This is a genomic window from Aestuarium zhoushanense (genome assembly GCF_056431045.1).
This window is the reverse complement of record NZ_JBWKMA010000015.1, coordinates 319,538-338,098: the sequence shown is the minus strand read 5'-3', so window position 1 is coordinate 338,098 and position 18,561 is coordinate 319,538. Positions and strand designations below refer to the sequence as shown.

Here is an 18,561-nt window from a genome sequence, read left to right as displayed (position 1 = left end):
CAGCCCGGTAGCTCGTCAGGCTCATAACCTGAAGGTCGTAGGTTCAAATCCTACCCCCGCAACCAAAACTAATTCATTTACAATATCAGTACCTTGTAGACCCCAAAAAGGGGCTGTCGGCGTTTGCCCCATCGAAAGCTTCAGTACCGCGGCGAGGCCGCCTTTGAGGAACACAGATAGCTTACCAGTCTCTTGATTTGGTGTCAGAGTGATCCGATCAACAAGAGAACGGAGCACTTCTTTGGCTTCTAGGGCATCTCCTGAATGGCCGAGTTGAGCAATGAGCGTCTTAACTCTTAATTTGAAGGTCGCTGCCATCTTTGGATAAAACCGAATGGGATCAGGGGCAGGGGTGGCGCTGAGTCTACGCTCTAATTCTTTGCGTCGGTCGTCTAGGCCGATCATTCGGTCTTTGATCTGCTCAGCTGGCACCCCAGCGATAATCGCCTCTACAAGTTTGGCATGATCACGAATGACTGTAGCCAGTTCTTTCTCGAGGGTGGATCGATTTTGGGAGGCTTCTTCGCGGATGCGGTTGCGTTCGCGCGTATAGTCTTCACACAGCTGTGCTAGGGCTTCTTCGCTGACGAGGTTCTCCTCCAATGCGGAGAGAATGAGCGTCTCTAGGGCGGATTGGCTGATCGTGAGGCGGTTGGTGCAGAGCGCGGGACCCTTATTGCGGGCAGTTGAACAGCCAAACTGCGTTTGGCTTACCTTTGAGAACCCACCACCACAGCATCCACATGTCATTAGTCCTGAGAACAGGGTCTTAGGCCGACGGCGGTCCCAAACGGGGACGTCAGTATCCTTGGTCTTCAGGGCGCCTTGGCGAGATCGGGCAGCGTTCCAAAGATCGTCATCTAGAATGCGAAGATTTGGGACATCGGTGATCGTCCACTCAGACTCTGGATTTAGGCGCGATACTCGTTTGCCTGTGTCCGGATCTTTTACATAGGTGAGGCGGTTCCAGATTTGGCGTCCGATATAGAGTTCATTATTGAGGATGCCTGTTCCACGCTCTCGGTTTCCGTGGATCGTTGATTGTCCCCATACGCGGCCCGTTGGACCAGGGACGCGTTCTTTGTTGAGGTCCTCCGCGATCTTACGGGGCGAAATACCTGCAGCGTAGTCTTTGAAAATGCGACGCACGATGGCCGCCTGTATTGGGTTGATCTTACGATCCCCTCGGATTGGTTCGCCTATCTCATCATATTTGATGATGTTGTCGTAGCCGTAGGTCTTCCCGCCGGTGTTTTTACCCGCCATGGCGCGTCCTTTGAGGCCGCGTCGCGTCTTTGCTGCAAGGTCTTTGAGGAACAACGCGTTCATGGTGCCCTTAAAGCCGATCTGCATCTCAGAGATGGCCCCTTCCGAGGTGGTCTCGATCATGCATCCCAGAAATTGGAACCGTTGATAGAGTGAGGCGATATCGGCCTGATTGCGGGATAGGCGGTCGAGCGCTTCGGAAATGACCAGGTTGAACATCCCATTTTGTGCATCCCGGATAAGGGATTGGATGCCTGGGCGCATGAGGCTCGCACCAGAGGTCGCGCGATCACTGTAGGTGCCGACGATCTCAATCCCTTGACGGTGGGCATACTCACGGCACAGTCGGATCTGATCCTCAATCGAGGCATCGCGTTGAAGGTCGCTGGAATAGCGGGCGTAGATAACAGCGCGGGGAGGGATATTCATCTCAAACTTCCTTCTGAAAACTCAGCGCTCTTCCTCAGCGTGGTCCTGTCGGGCCAGCTCGAGGGCGAGTGCTGTAATCAATCTACGGAAGTTGCTCTGAGCATCCTTTACTTGCGTGGAAGTTGCAAGCCCCGAACGAGGGGAAACCTGCGTCCCCCTCTCGTTCATTGTATGCCTGCCTGCTTCTGCCACGTTCAATTTACCTGATGCCTTTGCTCGATAGGCCTAAGGTAAAGGGTGCGCAGATGGCCGCGGAAGCCCTTCCAACATTGCTCCCTTCTCAGAATTGTGGATTGCTCCCCCTAAAATCCGGAAAACTCTTTGCGAACCACGAGAGTTCCTAACGCGTTGATTTTGCTTGGATGATGAAAGCGCCGGCACGGCGAAATGCGCTATGCCTACTTTGATCCCGAGAGCATCCACGCGTCGCATTTGAATTCGCCGCATGAACTGTTTCCAAGACAATTTCGGCCCAAAGCGGACATGAGGAGTATGCCTTCCGCAAATTCAGCCAAACACCTAAGCGGTCATTAGTTGCATCTCGCAGTATGGTTTTGACAGAAGACGGAGAAAATACGCATTTCGTTATATCTCTCGCAGGGCTCTTTCGTGGGTCAAGCCACCTTCGCCCGCCTCAATAGTAGAGGATCCTTTTGGACATCAGCTCTGCCCTTTAGGGCGCTGAAGGAAAGCCAATCAGGCAAGCCTCATGGGCATCAAAAGCCGACACCCAAATCAGGTTCGGTGCCGTCCTTCCGAAATACAAGCGGCTTCAAACCTCCAGAACCTGGCGAAGCGCTGCCCGCATCGGTCGCGAGAACTCGATACAAGAGAAAGGCCCGAACTCTGTCGGGCCATTTCAAAATCATATAAAAGCGATCGCTTGCCATCGACTTGGCGGTAACTTGGCAAAAACCGCCAGTATCACCACGCAGCCCCAGCCGATCACCAACCCGCCCAGCCAGACAACCGATCCCGAAGGGGCGATCACTGCGCATAGTCCGGCGGCTCCGATCACGATGCGGCTCGCCATCGATAATGGCCGCATGCACCACCCGCCAAAAGCCACTGCCCACAAGGCCGTCGCAACCAGCAACCCAAAGGCAGACAGCGCGATTGCGGCGTATGTTCCCTGCCACAGGATACCTGTGTCGAACACGAACCCGAAGGGCACGAAGAACGCCACGAGGCTCAGACCAAAGGCCGACAGGCTGGTCTTGACCGTCGAGGCCTGCCCGACTGCCGCAGCCGCAAACGAAGCCAGCGCGACCGGCGGCGTCACCATCGACAGCACGCAGTAGTAGAAGATGAAGAAATGCGCTGCCAAGGGTGTCACGCCCAGATCCTGAATGGCGGGAACGAACAGTACCGCGCCGATGATATAGGCCGCGACCGTCGGCAGGCCCATCCCCATCACGATACACCCGACCATAGCCAGAGTGAGCGAGGCATAGATCGACCCTTCAGACAGGCTTACCAAAGATGTCGCGAACTTCAGTGCAAGATTGGACTGCACCGCCACTGCGATGACCAACCCGATGGCAGCAATCGGGATTGCCACGTCGGCCGCCTGACGCGGTGCCTCGCGGAAGGCTTCGGCAAATTGCGCCCGCCCGATCCACGTGTTGCGGCGTAGGAACGGCACGCCGAGCGACACGACCGATGCGATCACGGCGGCGTAGCTGGCGGAATAGCCGCTGACCAGAAGCCCGATCAACAACACCGGCGGGAGGATCAGATGCAGGCGCGGCAGGATTGGAGCAGTGTCGTTGATCTCTTCCTCGGTCAGGGCGCGAATACCTTCGCGCCGCGAAGACAGGTCAACCACCATCAACAGCGCGATGTAGAACGCCAGCGCGGGGATCAGACCGGCAAGCGCCAACTTGGCGTAAGGCATGCCCAGCATTTCCGCCATGATGAAAGCGGCGACACCCATCACCGGCGGCATCAGCTGTCCGCCGGTCGAGGCAATTGCCTCGATCCCTGCGGCACGGTGGTCGGGAATGCCGGTGCGCTTCATCAGCGGGATGGTAAAGACGCCGGTCGATACTACGTTCGCCACTGCGGACCCCGAAATGGACCCCATCAGCGACGACCCGATAATGGCCGCCTTTGCCGTTCCACCTGTCGCCCGTCCCGCCAGACGGATGGCGAGGTCGATAAACAACTGCCCGCCGCCGACCGCGCCGTAGAACGCGCCGAACAGGATAAAGTAGAAGATGAAACCGACCGAGGTCGAGGTGGTGATCCCCAACACGCCCGCTGTGGACATGGTGCTGATCTCGATCGCGGCAGGCAGGCCGAAACCGCGAAACCCGATCCAGCCAGGTAACAGATTGCCCCAGAACGCATAGGCGATAAATACCACCAACACATAAACAAGGATCATCCCGACCGCGCGACGCGCACCTTCGAGCAGCAGCGCGACCAGCGCGATGCCAGCAAGGATATCCCGCCCCAGAACAGGATCGACGTTTTCCATGCGAGATGTCAGACGGTCGAAATCCACCAGATAATAGGCCGTCACCGCAACCGAGGCAGCGATCAGCATCAGATCGATCGCTACCCGCGCCGCACGCGGCAGTGGACCACCTAGCGGTTTGTAGAGGAACAGCAGGATCAGTGCCGCGCCCAGGTGGATTGGCCGTTCGAACAGGGGTTGTTGTGGGGCGTACAGGATCCAGGCCTGAAACGCGATAAAGACACAGCCGACGGCAAAGGCCGAATAGCGGGCTGCGTTATGTGGTTGTCCTGCGGACATGGACTCCTCCCCAGAGTTTGCAGATCAATGGGACCGGCGGCGCAAAGACGCCGCCGGAAATCTGTTCACTGGATCAGACCGGCTTCGCGGAAATACCGCTCGGCGCCGGGATGCAGAGGAATACCCGTGTTCGAGATGTCGGCAGCCACCGCCGGATCGAAACGGGCAAAAGCCGCGTGCGATGACTGGAGCACGGCTGCGTTCTCGATAATCGCCTTGGTGATCTGATAGGCCTTTTCCTCGTCCAGCGATGCACTCGCGATCAACACTGTACCAAGGTTCGCCCCTGTCGCTGCTGCCGTCTGGCCTTCGAACCACGGCCCGTATGTTCCGATCTCGAGCCCCAGGTCATTCGCATGGGCGGCAATCCCGTCCGGCAGATCAAGGAAAGTCACCGGTGTGGTCAGCGCGACCTCGGTGATCGTCGGATGGCCTTTAATCATCGTGTCGATATAGACGTCGGCCGCGCCGTTGCGGATCATATCCGCGATCTGGCCGGTATCGACCTGGATGATGTCACCGCCGTTGGCCTTGATCTCGTCGGCGCTGGTGCCTGCGGCGGCAAAGATCATGTCGGCAACAGGCACTGCTGACGATCCGACCGGCTTCATCAGAACGCGGATCGGCTGGTCCGACGACAGGATGTCGTCCAGATCGGTCGCACCGCGCGCGGTCAGGAAATCGTTGCGTGCGAGCACACCGACATAGACATCGTTCAGCCCGCCGACCAACGCGCGGATGTCCGGCGCGCTGCGGCCTTCATAGACATCGGCACCCTCATAGGCCCAGATGGCCGTCGCCACGTTCGATAGCGCGATCTCGGCATTGCCGCCCTGCACCACAAGCGGGTTTGCCACACCGCCGCCGCGCGCGATCACCTCGACGGAATTATCCCCCAGGATCGGCTCGATAATCTGCTCTAGCGTGGCCGCGAACACATACCACGACGATCCCTCGCGCATCGCACCGATCCGCACATCTTGCGCGACCGCGCCCCCCGCAGCCAGTGCGACCAGCGCCGACAAGGTAACCTTGTTGATGAATCCAAACATTCTCTCTCCTCCCTTGTTATGTATATGCCCCCGTAGGTCTGACGGGGGCAATCGATCATTCGGCTGCCAGCAGATCGGCATCGACACGTCCGATACCGGCGGCGTCGAAGGCGGCAAAGATTTCCTGCTCTGCGGCTGCACCCAGATCCTTGAGCGGCTCGCGGATCGTGGCGTGGTCCAGAACGCCACGCTTGACCAGACCCAGCTTCAGGGCAACCGTGCCCTCCATATGCGAGCCGCGGTGGTAGACCGCGCGGGTCACAGGCAGAAGCTGCTCGAAAATACGGCGGGCTTCGGGGTAGTCCTGCGCCTTGCCCGCCTTAATCAGGTCGATCAGCAGTTCCGGCGCGATGTTGCCGTAACCGACCAGCAGACCGTCCACGTCGAACATGGTCGGCAGCAGCCATTCGTCATGACACGACAACACCTGAAGGTCCGGCTGCGCATTCTTCAGCGCGGGGATCTCGACGTACCAGCGCTTCATGTTGCGCACGCCGTTCTTGGTCGCGACGCAACCTTCCTGCGCGGCGATGTCCAGCTGGGTATCCAGATCGTAAGACGCCTTGGTCGCATCGGGGTACTGGAACAGGATGGTCTGTAGGCCGCCCTCTTCGTAGATCGCCTTATAGCGGTCCTGCGGAGCGCCCTTCTGGAACCCGAACCGCAGCCAGCCGTGGTTCGGATAGACCAGCGCACCGGTCGCACCGGCATCGAACGACCGCTTGGCCTCTTCGGCGGCAACCTTGGTGCCTTCACCGGTGATGCCCGCGATGATCGGCACATCCACGGCATCCTTGTAGGCGCGGATCAACTCCAGACGTTCGTCGGTCGTCAGGAACGTACCCTCGCCGGCGTGACCAAGGATCACCAGCGATTTGACGTCGGCAAACGAGGTCAGCCACTTGGCCAGACGTACGTTAGCGTCGATGTCCAGCGACCCGTCTTTCTTGAAAACGGTTACGGGGGCGGGGTTCAGACCGCGCAGGTCCATCGGGTTCATGTTCAATTCTCCTCCATTTGGGAACGGTTGTGGGAACGTTCCCAAAAATGCATTGCGAAAGTGTTCTGTCAAGTGCTAGAAATCTGATAACGATAACGACGAGCATTGACCGAGGGCCGCGATGACTACCGAAGACAAGACAAAAGGCACCGCAGCACGGGTCACGATCCTTGATGTGGCCAAGGCCGCAGGTGTGTCAAAGTCCAGTGTTTCCAGGTTTTTGGACGAACGCCTGCCAAAGTCCGACAGCGATACCGCGCGCAATGTCCGCCGTATCGCGGCCGAACTTGGCTATGTGCGCGATATGTCTGCCGCCAGTCTGCGACGCGGTAAGACCGGCATGATCGGCGTGATCGTCCCGCGTCTGACCGACACGGTGATGGCGATGCTCTATGAAGCCTTGCAAAAAGCCGCCGCCCGCAAGAGTCTGTTCGCTATCGTCGCGACCACCGACGACACGCCCGACGCCATGCGCAATGCGGCCGAGACCCTGCTCAAACGCGGGGTGGACGGTCTGGTGCTTTCGACCGCGCGACTGGATGACCGTTTCACCACCGATCTGACGGAACGTGATGTGCCCTATGTGCTGGCCCTGCGGACCGACGGGCACAGCAAATCGTCGATCGGGGATGACGAACTTGGCGGCTACCTTGCCACGCGCCATCTTCTGGATCTGGGCCACCGACGCATCGGCCTGATCGGCGGCCCGTCCTATGCCTCGAGCGCAGCAGGCCGACTGGCAGGATACCACAAAGCCATGACCGAAGCAGGCATCCCCATCGCCGACCGCCTGACCATCGAGGCCGCCTTTAGCATGGAATCCGGAGCCGTCGCGGCTCGCCAGCTGATCGACATGGCACCCGACCTGACCGCCATTTTTGCTGTGAACGACAACACTGCCATTGGTGCCTTGTCCGAACTCCAGACCATCGGCAAACGCGTTCCCGAAGATATCTCCGTCGTGGGCTACAACGATATCCCGCTGACCGCTTTACTGCCCACGCCGCTGACGACTGTCCACGTTCCCTTCGAACAAATAGCGACCGAAGCAATCGAACTTTTGCTTGATGACGAAAGCGCCGGCACGGCAAAATGCGCTATGCCTACTTTGATCCCGAGAGCATCCACGCGTCGCATTTGAATTCGCCGCATGAACTGTTTCTAAGACATTTTCGGCCCATTGCTGCCGTCGGCCCTGTCTTCAAAATGCTGCAACTGCAGCTCACAATGCGGACATTCAACGCAGACATTGAGCCAAAGGTTGCACACCGCAACATACCGCCGTACTTTCGAATGCATAGTACTTTCCGTCCGATAGAGAGGAGAGCGGTGTCTTGATTACTGAGGCCGTACTGGACCAAGCGCGCAATGACCTCGAGCTTCGAGCTGCTGCCCTAAATGGCATGCAGTTTGAAGATGTAGTTCGGCTAAATTTCTCTTTCGAGGAAATTAGAACCGGATTTGGACCTGATGCTATCAGCGCTCGGATTAGACCATTGCTCGGCAAAGGGATCAACTCTGCTGCCATCTACCGGATCACCGTGAATAACCAAGCCGGTGCAAGCAGGTTGCGAAACGCTTTTGTGGGCTACGAACCACAAGACGGGCACGTTCTTACGCGAAACAACAATGTTGCCAATAGCACTGCTGTCTATGTCGGAAGTTCCCGGAAAATTGGGCAGAGGCTTCAGCAACATTTGCACACCTGTGCCAGAGGCACCTATGCTCTAAAAATGCATCTATGGTGTCCAGATGCAGATAATCGCGTGAGCGTGGAAGTCTTTGCCGTTCGTGGAGCCGTCGAAGCATCACTAATCCAAGATATTGAGGATGCCCTTTGGAGAAGTTCGCGGCCAATGTTTGGGAGATTGGGTCCTAAGTAGCAACGGCCCAGAGCTGGCATTCGCCGGGACGGTGATCGCCGTAGTGCATTTTCCCCAGTGCAGTCATTCGAGGCATTGTGCGGCATGGCTTTGCACATGGGAGTAAGTTCCCGATCCTGAACAGCTGTTCAGGACAATCCTGACATAGGCAGAAGGACGATCAGCCGTCCCAATGACGTGATCAACGACTCCTCCCATTGACCAGAGGCGACAATCAAGGCCATAGTTTGGTGCCTAACAATTGGGACTCCTTTTGCGCTTTCTCTTTGCCATTCTGTTGCTGCTCACGTCTGCCATGCTCGTTTCGCCGAGCTTGGGGCAGGCGTATTCTGGGCATGATATGGCGATGATTGATTGTGATGACTGTCCAGACCATTCCCAGGTCATAACTGATGTGGCGGAGCATGGGATGACCTGTGCGACGGCCCAATGTTGTTTATTCAGCGCACTTATTCCGAGTGTGGACAGTTGGTCGGCGGAACCGATAGCGTTGGCTCATTCGGTGCAAATCGGACGCACATGGCGGAGTGTGCGTCCGCAATCGGACCTTCCACCTCCACGCGCCTGATCATTTGAAATCAAATGGAGCCATTCCGGTTCCAAGGCTTTTCAACCCTGTGTCATTGCAGGGCAATTCAGGATATGATCATGAAAAAACTACTCATTGTGGCCGCTGCCATTGCAGCCCTTTGTGTCGCCGCATACGTGGCAATCCCCGAGACACCAGTCCCCTCTACGTCTGAAACGACACTGCCTCCAGAAGGCGCCCCGCTCGTCAGTATTGTGGTGCCTGATCAATTGTCGGCTCAGGCGCAGCTCGGCAAGACGGCCTATGATGCGGTATGTGCCGCCTGTCACGGCAGTAATGCGACGGGTAAGATGGGATTTGGGCCGCCGTTGATTCACCCAATTTATGAAACCAATCACCACGGCGATATGGCGTTTCTGATGGCTGTTCAGAACGGAGTGCAGGCGCACCATTGGCCGTTTGGGAACATGCCACCGCAAGCGGGCGTGACGAACAGCGATGTGACTGCGATCGTCGCCTATGTCCGCGAATTGCAACGCGCTAACGGGATCAACTGAGGATAAAAATGACCTGCCAGAGTGTTTGGTCGTTCAAGTGCTCTGGCGGTCCTACGCTCCACGCGGCCAATGGCGATGAAGGTCGTCGATGATTAGAGGGTGAGAGTGGGTTTTGCCGTGATCCCGTAGGTGGGGGTGATCGGGTGGAAGGTCGCTGTGGTCATGTTCCATCACCTGCGGGTCATTCGTAGGCCATAGGATCATCGCGCTGATGAACCCAAAGGCCGCGATAGCGCCCATAAGGAGGAAGGTCACATCGAGGCCGAAACCTGCTCCGAACCGTCCGGCGAGCGGGTAAGTGATCAGCCAGCAGGTATGGCTCAGCGCGAATTGTGCGGCAAAGATTGCTGGGCGATCCTCGGCTTGGGCGCTCTTGCGAAGCAGTCGACCTGATGGCGTCTGGGTCAGGCTGTATCCAAAGCCAAGCACAAGCCAGAGTCCGATTAGCAAAGGCAGCGTTGTCACCAAATACCCAAGGGGTGTTCCGATCATGAGAAGTGCAGCGCCGATTAACATCGGTGGGCGATCTTCTAACCGATCAAGGACGCGCGGAAGAAACAGGGCGGCGATCATTGAACCGCCCCCAAAGGCCGCCAGCGCAAGGGCCACCTCTGGTTCGCCCAGACCGAAGCGGCTTTTGACGATGACGATTGTGTTCACGATGACCATCGCGCCGGCAGCGGCGACCGTGAGGTTCAGCGCTAGCAGGCCTCGAAGCCGTGGAGTGGCGAGGTAAATACGGATGCCTCTGGTCGTTTGGTCCCAAATTCCACGCCGAGTGCTGGCGCGTGCGGAAGGTAAAGTGACGGTCAGGACCAGAGCGGCAGAAACCGTGAAACCGATCACGGTTCCTCCGAATAATACGGGAAAGCTGACGACGGTGAGGAGGGCTGCCGCCAATATAGGCGAAAGAAGGCTCTCTAAATCATAGGCCAACCGAGAGAGGGAGAGCGCACGTGTATAATCGGCCTCATCAGGAAGGACATCTGGAATGGTTGCTTGAAAGGTTGGCGTAAAGCCTGCCGATGCAGCCTGAAGGAAGAAGATCAGTAGATAGACCTGCCACGCCTCGGCGACGAAAGGAAGGAACAGCGCGATAGCCGCCCTTATCAGATCAAGTGACACGAGCATGGTGCGGCGCGGGATACGATCAGCGAACGCAGCAGCAATAGGGGCCAAGGTCACATAGGCGATCATCTTAATCGCGAGCGCCGTGCCAAGGACCAAACCAGCGTCATCCTTAGCTAGTTGCCAGGCCAGCAGCCCTAGAGCGACCGTCGCCAGCCCAGTGCCGATCAAAGCGATCACTTGAGCCGCGAACAGGTGCCGATAGGTTCGGTTGCTAAGGATCGCGAGCATGTGGACCGCCCTTACTAAGATTAAATGCGCGCTCTGAAGGTATCGCCTTCGTTACACAATCAGAGGGGGCGATATTTGAGAATGGGTCAATCTTATTATGACCGAATTGTGCGGTCTTGTCCGTGAGGACCGTCATTTAAATTCAATTACGTACCAGTAAGTGAGTTCAACGCGACGTGTGCCTTGGCATTGGCGGAGTATTTTTTGATCATTTAAAAATGTTTTCAGAACGATGTATTCCCTCTATGATTGTCTCAAAGCATAGGGAAGGAGTGGGAAACCATGACAGCTACTGCACCAAAATTCATGTCGGAGACGGTATTTGAAAAGGCCAATGCCAACGGCGTTGATGTTGTTCTGTGGGCCAGTAGATCTCAATCCGAGGTGAGCCGTGAGACATCCTATTCGGGACTGCTAACGGTGGGTGGCAGAGCTGTCGTAGAGCAATCCGGTATCGTGTTGGCAGATGGTTCAGCTGAGTTAACGACAGTATTTTGGGCGGAGTCTGGTACGCGCCAAACACTGAAATTTTCCATGACACCAGAAGATGATGGCGCACGGATCACCGGTGATCTCGATGGAAATGCGATTTCTGCGCTAACCTTGTCTCGCCATCAATTTTCGAACCTTTCGTGGTCTGCGCTGAAAGCCATGCCTATAGACGGCCCTGTTTTCGAATATGACAACGGTCAGCCTGTTGAGATGCCAGACATGGGATCAACGGCGATATCTGGTTCACGCGCGTTGATCGAGGTCATGGATGCAAGCGATCCAAACAAGCTCAATGTTTGCGCGCTAGGCGTTATGGCAGGTGCAATGGGCGTTGCTGTGGCTACGGGCGGCGCGGGTGCAGGTCTGATCATCGCAGGTCAACTGATTGCCACCGGCTGGTGCGCAATTCCTTAAAAGCGTGTATCTAGCTTGCGGTCATTCGTCCATGTTGCAGCGAATGTCGGCTGTCCCGTCCCTTGTGTATGACGTTGCTAACGGCCCAGCGCTGGCATTCGAGCCACGCGAGGTTGATGACCACTTCCAGCCCAAAGCAAACTCAAGACCTGTAGCGTCACTAAGCGACAGTTGATCTTCGCCGCGTTGGTTGCCAACTCAAAATCTGCGGGACCCAGTCGGGTCTTCACTGTTTCTGCGCCAATGACCGCATTGACGTTCCCGGTGTTCGGATGACTGTAGTTTGCGCTTTAGCCAGAAGCCTCGGGCGAAACCTTACATAAGGTCATCATCGAGCGCGCGACCATAGCTTTGCGATCTACACGGCCGCTCGGGCTCAATTCGGCCATTCGTCGTCACTGCTTGTACAGACCTAATGTTCACGACCTTAACTGAGGGCACTTGAAGTTGCATCAAGCTTGATCGCATTATCTTAGGATGAATGAGCCATACACCAAAATTGAGAAAACCCTCCACGGCGCGCATGTCGCCGATGTGCTCAGTGCCCTTTCAGATGGCGGGGCAGGCGTCCATGGAAAAATTTTTCGTGGACATGCCGATGCATCTTGGAAATTAGTACCTGGCCTGTACCGCAGTGACGTCAGCCAAGACAAGACGGTCTACCTAGACGGTTCTGGACCCCGTCATTTTGCTAACTGCGACAATGACGAGGCTTTTTTCACCAGCGTTTCTTTCACAAAGCGCAGGCACACGGCATCAAACCGTCATCAAACATGTTGTACGATCTGTGCATGATGCAGCACTATGGTGTTGCTACGCGCCTTTTGGACTGGTCGAGAGACCCGCTTGTTGCTTTGTTCTTTGCCGTAGCATCTTGCTCGGAAGTTGATGCATCGATCTATGCAATAGGTGTTAATGGTGGCTTCTTGCAGCCCGATCTTTTGACGCGCAGCTTAGACAGTGTTGGTGACGTCGATAGAATAATAAAATTTGAGGCGCCGCTATTCGATGGGCGCGTGGCCGCCCAAAAATCTGTATTCACCATTCAGCCATTCTTAGAAAATGAACATCAGTATGTGAGCCTTGATGATAGGGATCTCATAGAATGGGATCGAAATGAATGCGACAGCTACTCTTCGACAGGACAATTGTCTTCATTCGTAAAGGTAACTATTCCGAAGAAAGCAAAGTATAATTTGCTAGCCGAGCTCATTGCATTTGGCGTGGATAAAAGCGTTCTTTTTCCGGGGCTTCAAGGAATCGGAGACAGTATTATGGATGCGCACAAGAAGCAGCTTGGGGGAGTGTGGAGAATGTGAACTTCTCCCTGGATAATCTATCTCTGCTTCAAATTACGAGAGAATATTGTGGGGTGCTCACCCTTCTTTAGCGGCCTGCTGCACAAAAGAACGCTATTGAGAAACCTATTAGACTTTGCAAAGTCCGCTTACCTACGCATACTTGCCGTTCGTTCAGGGCGCAGCTAATGACCGCGCCCCGCCCTTTATGTCATCAAAATACGCACTGAACATTGTGTGTCAAAAACCAGCAAAGCCTGCCATCTGCTGGTTTACCTTACCCTCTGAGGTTTCTGCTAACCCGAGAGAATCGGCTGATCGACTTCTATCGTCAGGATTTTCCGAGAATTTTCGACGGACAGCTAAAGTCAAAGGCCTTCTGAGCGCCTGAACCCAATAGGTGTTCTTTTAACTTGCTCAAGTTTTCTTCCAGTAGGACTGTGGTCGCGGACTGAAAGGAAACAGCCATGACCATTGTCGAGACATCAATTCGCGACCTCGCCAAAATGTTGGATGCGGGCGAGGTGACGGCTGTTTCGCTGGTTGAAGAGTGCTTGGACCGTATCCAACGCTATGATCGGTCTGGGCCCCGTTTGAATGCAGTGCCTGTTCTGAATCCTGCGGCGATGGAAGAGGCGAAAGCGTCAGACGCGAGGCGGGCAAAGGGGCAGACCTTGGGGCGCCTCGATGGTATTCCCTATACGGCAAAGAACAGTTATCGGGCCAAGGGCCTCACAGTCGGAAGTGGATCGCCTGCTTTTGCAGATTTGGTCGCGTCAGGCGATGCATTCGCGATTGAGCGATTGCGTGCGGCGGGGGCGATCTTGATCGGGTTAACCAATATGCCACCGATGGCGAATGGCGGTATGCAGCGTGGTCTCTATGGACGGGCGGAAAGCCCGTATAACCGCGATTATCTGACTGCCGCCTTTGCCTCTGGATCGTCGAACGGGTCGGGCACCGCGACAGCATCCAGCTTTGCGACCTTTGGTCTGGGTGAAGAGACGTGGAGCAGCGGACGCGCACCTGCAGCGAACAACGGCTTATGCGCCTATACCCCTAGCCGTGGCGTGATCAGTGTGCGCGGGAACTGGCCTCTCGTCCCGACGATGGATGTCGTGGTGCCGCATACGCGGAGCATGGAGGATATGCTCGATGTGTTGGATGTCATTGTTGCGGATGATCCGAACACACGGGGCGACCTGTGGCGATCCCAGCCGTGGGTTCACATTCCCAAGGCGTCGGACCATCGGCCAGTCTCTTATGCTGACCTGACTAAGGGGGCATCGCTTCAGGGGAAACGCTTTGCCGTGCCTGCGATGTATATCAACGAGGACGCAGAGGCGGGATCGAACCCCGAGGGGGGGATGGGCGGCCCAACAGGGCAAAAGATCGAAACGCGGGCATCGATGATCGACCTGTTCGACGCGGCGCGCAGAGCGATTGAAGCCGCAGGCGGAACCGTTGTTGTGACGGACTTTCCTGTTGTCACAAACTACGAGAGCGACAGAGTAGGGGCGCCATCGATCAAAACGCGGAACTTGGTCACGCCAGAGTATCTGAAACGCGAAATCATGGACCTCTCGGTTTGGGCGTGGGATGATTTTTTGCGATCGAACAATGACCCAAAGTTAAACCGTTTGGCCCAAGTCGACGGCGCCCAGATTTTCCCCCAACCAAAAGGTGCGCTCCCTGATCGCTATGTCGGGTTTGACGATGATATAGCCACGTATCCCGAACACGCGCGGGCACATCCCATCGAGAGTTTCTTGGATATTCCAGAGCTTGAGGGTGGGTTCAGGGGGCTAGAGGCGACACGGAAGATCGACCTAGAGGACTGGATGGATCGTCAAAACCTAGATGCGGTCATTTTCCCTGCGGTCGCCGACATTGGCCCTGCGGATGCCGACATGAACCCAGCCTCAGCTGATCGGGCATGGCGCAATGGGGTCTGGGTCGCCAATGGGAACCTCGCGATCCGTCACTTGGGGATTCCGACGGTGACAGTGCCGATGGGGATGCTTTCAGATGTCGGTATGCCCGCTGGCCTGACATTCGCTGGGCGTGGCTGGGATGATGTAAAGCTGTTGCAGCTGGCGGCCGCGTTTGAGCGGACGGGGCAATATCGCGTGCCTCCTACGTTCGACTGATGTCGCGGTAGTCCTGATGTTGGGTTGAGAGGGGCTGTGCAACTTCTGCGAGATCGGCGAATAGAAGCGCGGGACTGCGGCCCGCTTGGGCAATGACAGCCCCATTACCATCGACGATCACGGACTTGCCGCCGTAGGTGACGTTTCCTTCGGACCCGCAGTAGTTCGCGTAGGCAATCACCATCCCATTCTCAGCAGCCCGCGCAGGGACGAGAAGGTCGGGGACATTATCAAAGGTAATCGGGTTCGCGGTGGGGATTAGCAGGAGGCCCACACCAAGTTCACGGAGCGCCCACGTATGCTGCGCAAATTCGATGTCATAGCAAATCAGCAGGCCAACTTTCGTGCCTGCAAGGTCAAAGGTGCAATAACTATCGCCGAACTCAAACACCGACTTTTCAACGGGACCGAACAGCTGGATTTTGCGGTAGTGCCCGATCTTTGCGCCGCTCGCGTCAAATGCTGACGCGGTGTTGAAAATCCGCTCTCCGTCCTTCTCTGTCCAACCGATGACGAGGCCACAAGAGTGCGTCGCGGCAAGAGATGCAAACCGTTGTGCCCATTCACCGCCAGAGGGCTGCGCGAGGGGGCGGTGAAGGTCGGGTTGATTGTAGCCGGGGATGAATAGCTCTGGGAAAACGACGATATCTGTACCAACCGCTGACGCCGCTTTGAGGGTGTCCTCAATCACGGCAAAGGCATGTTCAATGTCTTTGCCAACTGCATGGCCCTGATAAACGCCGATTTTCACCTATCATTTCCTTCTACGATATGACTTCGGCCTCACCATGATAGCCCGAATAGTTGTGCTGGATCTGGATTTGGTCGGCGACAAACTTTGCATCATGCCACGCGCCCCAGATAAAGGCAGACCCCCGCCGAGTGAGCCATGGAAGGCCGAGGAAATAAACCCCTCTTTCTTTGCTCACGCCGCGTTGATGGATCGGGCGGCCGCGTTCATCAAAGGTGTCAGCCTCAAGCCACGAATAATCCAGCGCATACCCCGTGGCCCAAAGAATTGTCGTGATCCCGTGTTCAGCGAGGTTCAGGTCAAGGATCGGGTTCACCATGCACTCTGGATCAGGTGGGATGATCTTTGCTTCTGGCTCTTCGGGAAGGTCCAAGCCGTTCGCCGCGACAAAGGCGTCTGCTTCTTCAAGAACGGACAGGTAGTTCGCATCGCCACGGTTCACATTGTGGACGAGGTCATTTTCAAACTGCACGGTGCCGTCGGAATACCCTTTGGTCATGCCAACAAGGGTTAGGCCCTCATGGGCGAGCCTACGGAAATCCACGGTCTTGCCGCCCTCGGCCCCGCTGACCGCGATGGTGACGTGTTCAGTACCAGGGTTTGGGGTGTCAGCGTTCCATTTGTTCAGAACGCCGAGCCACCAAACGAAATCGCGGTTCCGATACCGACGCGGAGGGCGGTCGTGCGCACCGACGGACAGATAGACCTTGCGGCCAGCTTTGCGCAGTTCCTCAGCGATTTGAGTGCCCGACGACCCAGCGCCAACAACCAGAACGGCCCCCTCGGGCAATTGTTCGGGATTGTGGTAGCTGTTGGAATGCATCTGAAAGATCGGCGCATCCGTGGGGACTATGGGGGGAATGATCGGTTTCTGGAACGGACCCGTCGCTGCAATGATATGGCGGGCCTCAATCTGGCCCTCAGAGGTTTCCACGATAAAGCTAGAACCGCCTTTGACTTTGCTCACTCGTTTCACATCGACGCCCGTGCGGATCGGGGCGCCTATTTTCTTAGCATAGGCCACCATGTAATCGGCAACGTCCTCTTTACCGGGGAAGGCGTCAGGGTGGCAGTTGAATTCGAGGTTCGGAAAACGGTCATGCCATGCGGGGCCATTCATCACGAGAGAGTCCCAGCGTTCCGACCGCCACCGCTCTGCAATGCGGTGTCTTTCGAGGACGACATGTTCAATACCGTTGTTCGTCAGGTGTTCGCTTGCCGCGATGCCAGCCTGTCCGCCGCCAACCACAACCGTATCGATTACTTCCATCTGTGTTCTCCCATTCGTTGCCCCGACCCTAGGGGTAGGATTTGGCGAACTAAAAACATGTTTTGATGAAGCTTTGCTTTTGATCGGACTAACGCCGCTTAGAGCGAGGCTAAGCGCTGGTAAGGTAGTCCATTTCTTTCACTTGCCGATGCAGAGGCGCATGTTTGTCTGGTAGCGACGAAAGAGGTGTCAGTCGTGGCAAAAGACAGTCCAATAGATCCTGTTGAGGAACTCCGGCAGTCTGTATCCGTGCCGTTTGAAAACGCACGCGCTATGCCCACGTCTGTCTACACCTCGGACGCCTTTCTAGCCGAAGAGCTCACCCACATCTTTCGCAAGGATTGGTATTGCTTGGGCCGTGCATCGGCGCTGGGCAATGCAGGGGACTATGCGACCTGTGAATTGGCGGGTCAGCAGATCGTTGTCATTCGGGACCGTGATGGTGACCTAAAGGCACTGTCGAATGTGTGTCTTCACCGTATGTCGACGCTCCTTGAGGATCGGGGAAATGCAAAGCTTATCGTCTGCCCCTATCATGCGTGGACCTACAATCTGGATGGCAAACTGCGGGGCGCGCCTGCGATGACCCTGAACGAAGGGTTCTGCAAAGACGCATACGCCTTGCCGAATGTTCGGTGTGAGGAATGGAACGGGTGGGTCTTCGTAAACCTCGACCCTGATGCGGCCCCAGTTGCCGAGGCTCTATCCGATCTCGACGCGATGCTCGCAGGCTATAACATGGAAGCCTACACAGAGGCCTTCTACGAAGAGCACGTTTGGGACACCAACTGGAAAGTCCTCGCTGAGAACTTCATGGAAAGCTACCACTTGCCTGTCTGTCATGCAGGAACGATTGGGGGACTGTCCAAGCTAGAGGATATGATCTGCCCACCTGGATTGCCCGCGTTCAACTACCATACGATCCTCAAGGATGAATCCCTGACCATCGCAATGGCGCATCCGTCAAATGACCGTCTCAAAGGTGAGGAACGTCGGACGACCTATCTCTTGGCGATTTATCCTAGTCTGCTGATCACGCTAACGCCCGGGTATTTTTGGTATCTCTCCCTGCACCCCAAAGGGCCGGGGCAAGTGCATATTCGCTTTGGCGGGGGTATGTCGGATGACTTTAAGGATGATCCATCTGTTCAAGACCACTTTGCCGCTCTGAAGGCATTGTTGGACGACGTGAATATTGAGGATCGCGGTTGCACAGAAAAGGTCTATCGTGGCCTGTGTTCAGACCTCGCCCGTCCGGGGCACCTGAGCCACCTAGAGCGACCTAACTACGATTTTGCTACTTATCTTATGTCCCGTATCGAAACGGGTCGGGCATCGAGCGGAGACTGA

14 protein-coding genes are annotated in these 18,561 nt (G+C 56.2%); 7 read left to right on the top strand and 7 right to left on the bottom strand.

Annotation, left to right across the window (positions count from 1 at the left end; genetic code table 11):
* Window positions 1–21: 21 nt before the first annotated feature.
* The 4 genes from AC07ED_RS07385 to AC07ED_RS07370 all read right to left on the bottom strand — a co-directional run bounded on the left by AC07ED_RS07385 (window position 22) and on the right by AC07ED_RS07370 (window position 6,508).
* Entirely contained in the window at window positions 22–1,695 is a 1,674-nt protein-coding gene (locus AC07ED_RS07385) for a recombinase family protein (RefSeq protein WP_105236360.1), read from the bottom strand.
* Window positions 1,696–2,560: 865 nt separating this feature from the next.
* Window positions 2,561–4,456, bottom strand: a complete 1,896-nt coding sequence (locus AC07ED_RS07380) for a TRAP transporter permease (RefSeq protein WP_105235197.1) — start codon at window positions 4,454–4,456, stop codon at window positions 2,561–2,563.
* Window positions 4,457–4,521: 65 nt separating this feature from the next.
* A complete protein-coding gene (locus AC07ED_RS07375; protein ID WP_105235196.1) occupies window positions 4,522–5,508 on the bottom strand; it encodes a TAXI family TRAP transporter solute-binding subunit in 987 nt (328 codons plus the stop codon).
* Window positions 5,509–5,563: 55 nt separating this feature from the next.
* Window positions 5,564–6,508, bottom strand: coding sequence for a dihydrodipicolinate synthase family protein (locus AC07ED_RS07370; protein WP_167668784.1), 945 nt, complete (start codon window positions 6,506–6,508; stop codon window positions 5,564–5,566).
* 121 nt (window positions 6,509–6,629) lie between these two features.
* On the opposite strand from AC07ED_RS07370, the gene AC07ED_RS07365 reads away from it, so the two are divergent.
* Window positions 6,630–7,649, top strand: coding sequence for a LacI family DNA-binding transcriptional regulator (locus AC07ED_RS07365; protein WP_105235195.1), 1,020 nt, complete (start codon window positions 6,630–6,632; stop codon window positions 7,647–7,649).
* Window positions 7,650–9,039: 1,390 nt separating this feature from the next.
* Complete coding sequence (locus AC07ED_RS07360) at window positions 9,040–9,477, top strand: c-type cytochrome (RefSeq protein WP_105235192.1); 438 nt, start codon at window positions 9,040–9,042, stop codon at window positions 9,475–9,477.
* Between the two features lie 51 nt (window positions 9,478–9,528).
* On the opposite strand, the gene AC07ED_RS07355 is transcribed toward AC07ED_RS07360, so the two are convergent.
* Window positions 9,529–10,836: an MFS transporter gene (locus AC07ED_RS07355; protein ID WP_105235191.1), complete on the bottom strand. Its 1,308-nt coding sequence runs from the start codon at window positions 10,834–10,836 to the stop codon at window positions 9,529–9,531.
* A gap of 282 nt (window positions 10,837–11,118) precedes the next feature.
* Between AC07ED_RS07355 and AC07ED_RS07350 the strand changes: the two genes are divergently transcribed.
* The 4 genes from AC07ED_RS07350 to AC07ED_RS07335 all read left to right on the top strand — a co-directional run bounded on the left by AC07ED_RS07350 (window position 11,119) and on the right by AC07ED_RS07335 (window position 15,190).
* Entirely contained in the window at window positions 11,119–11,742 is a 624-nt protein-coding gene (locus AC07ED_RS07350) for a hypothetical protein (RefSeq protein ID WP_105235190.1), read from the top strand.
* 477 nt (window positions 11,743–12,219) lie between these two features.
* Entirely contained in the window at window positions 12,220–12,537 is a 318-nt protein-coding gene (locus tag AC07ED_RS07345) for a hypothetical protein (RefSeq protein WP_158664515.1), read from the top strand.
* Entirely contained in the window at window positions 12,534–13,061 is a 528-nt protein-coding gene (locus AC07ED_RS07340; RefSeq protein WP_158664514.1) for an FRG domain-containing protein, read from the top strand. The genes AC07ED_RS07345 and AC07ED_RS07340 overlap by 4 nt, the downstream gene beginning before the upstream one ends.
* A 446-nt stretch (window positions 13,062–13,507) precedes the next feature.
* Window positions 13,508–15,190 carry an amidase gene (locus AC07ED_RS07335; protein ID WP_105235187.1) on the top strand — a complete coding sequence of 561 codons (1,683 nt, stop codon included), beginning with the start codon at window positions 13,508–13,510 and terminating at the stop codon, window positions 15,188–15,190.
* Here the strand turns inward: AC07ED_RS07335 and AC07ED_RS07330 are convergent.
* Together AC07ED_RS07330 and AC07ED_RS07325 are read right to left on the bottom strand one after the other, a co-directional pair.
* Window positions 15,177–15,941, bottom strand: coding sequence for a carbon-nitrogen hydrolase family protein (locus AC07ED_RS07330; protein ID WP_105235186.1), 765 nt, complete (start codon window positions 15,939–15,941; stop codon window positions 15,177–15,179). The two genes, AC07ED_RS07335 and AC07ED_RS07330, sit on opposite strands and share 14 nt — an antisense overlap.
* Window positions 15,942–15,954: 13 nt before the next feature.
* Entirely contained in the window at window positions 15,955–17,211 is a 1,257-nt protein-coding gene (locus tag AC07ED_RS07325) for a flavin-containing monooxygenase (protein WP_105235185.1), read from the bottom strand.
* 273 nt (window positions 17,212–17,484) lie between these two features.
* Between AC07ED_RS07325 and AC07ED_RS07320 the strand changes: the two genes are divergently transcribed.
* Window positions 17,485–18,561: an SRPBCC family protein gene (locus AC07ED_RS07320; protein ID WP_211096443.1), complete on the top strand. Its 1,077-nt coding sequence runs from the start codon at window positions 17,485–17,487 to the stop codon at window positions 18,559–18,561.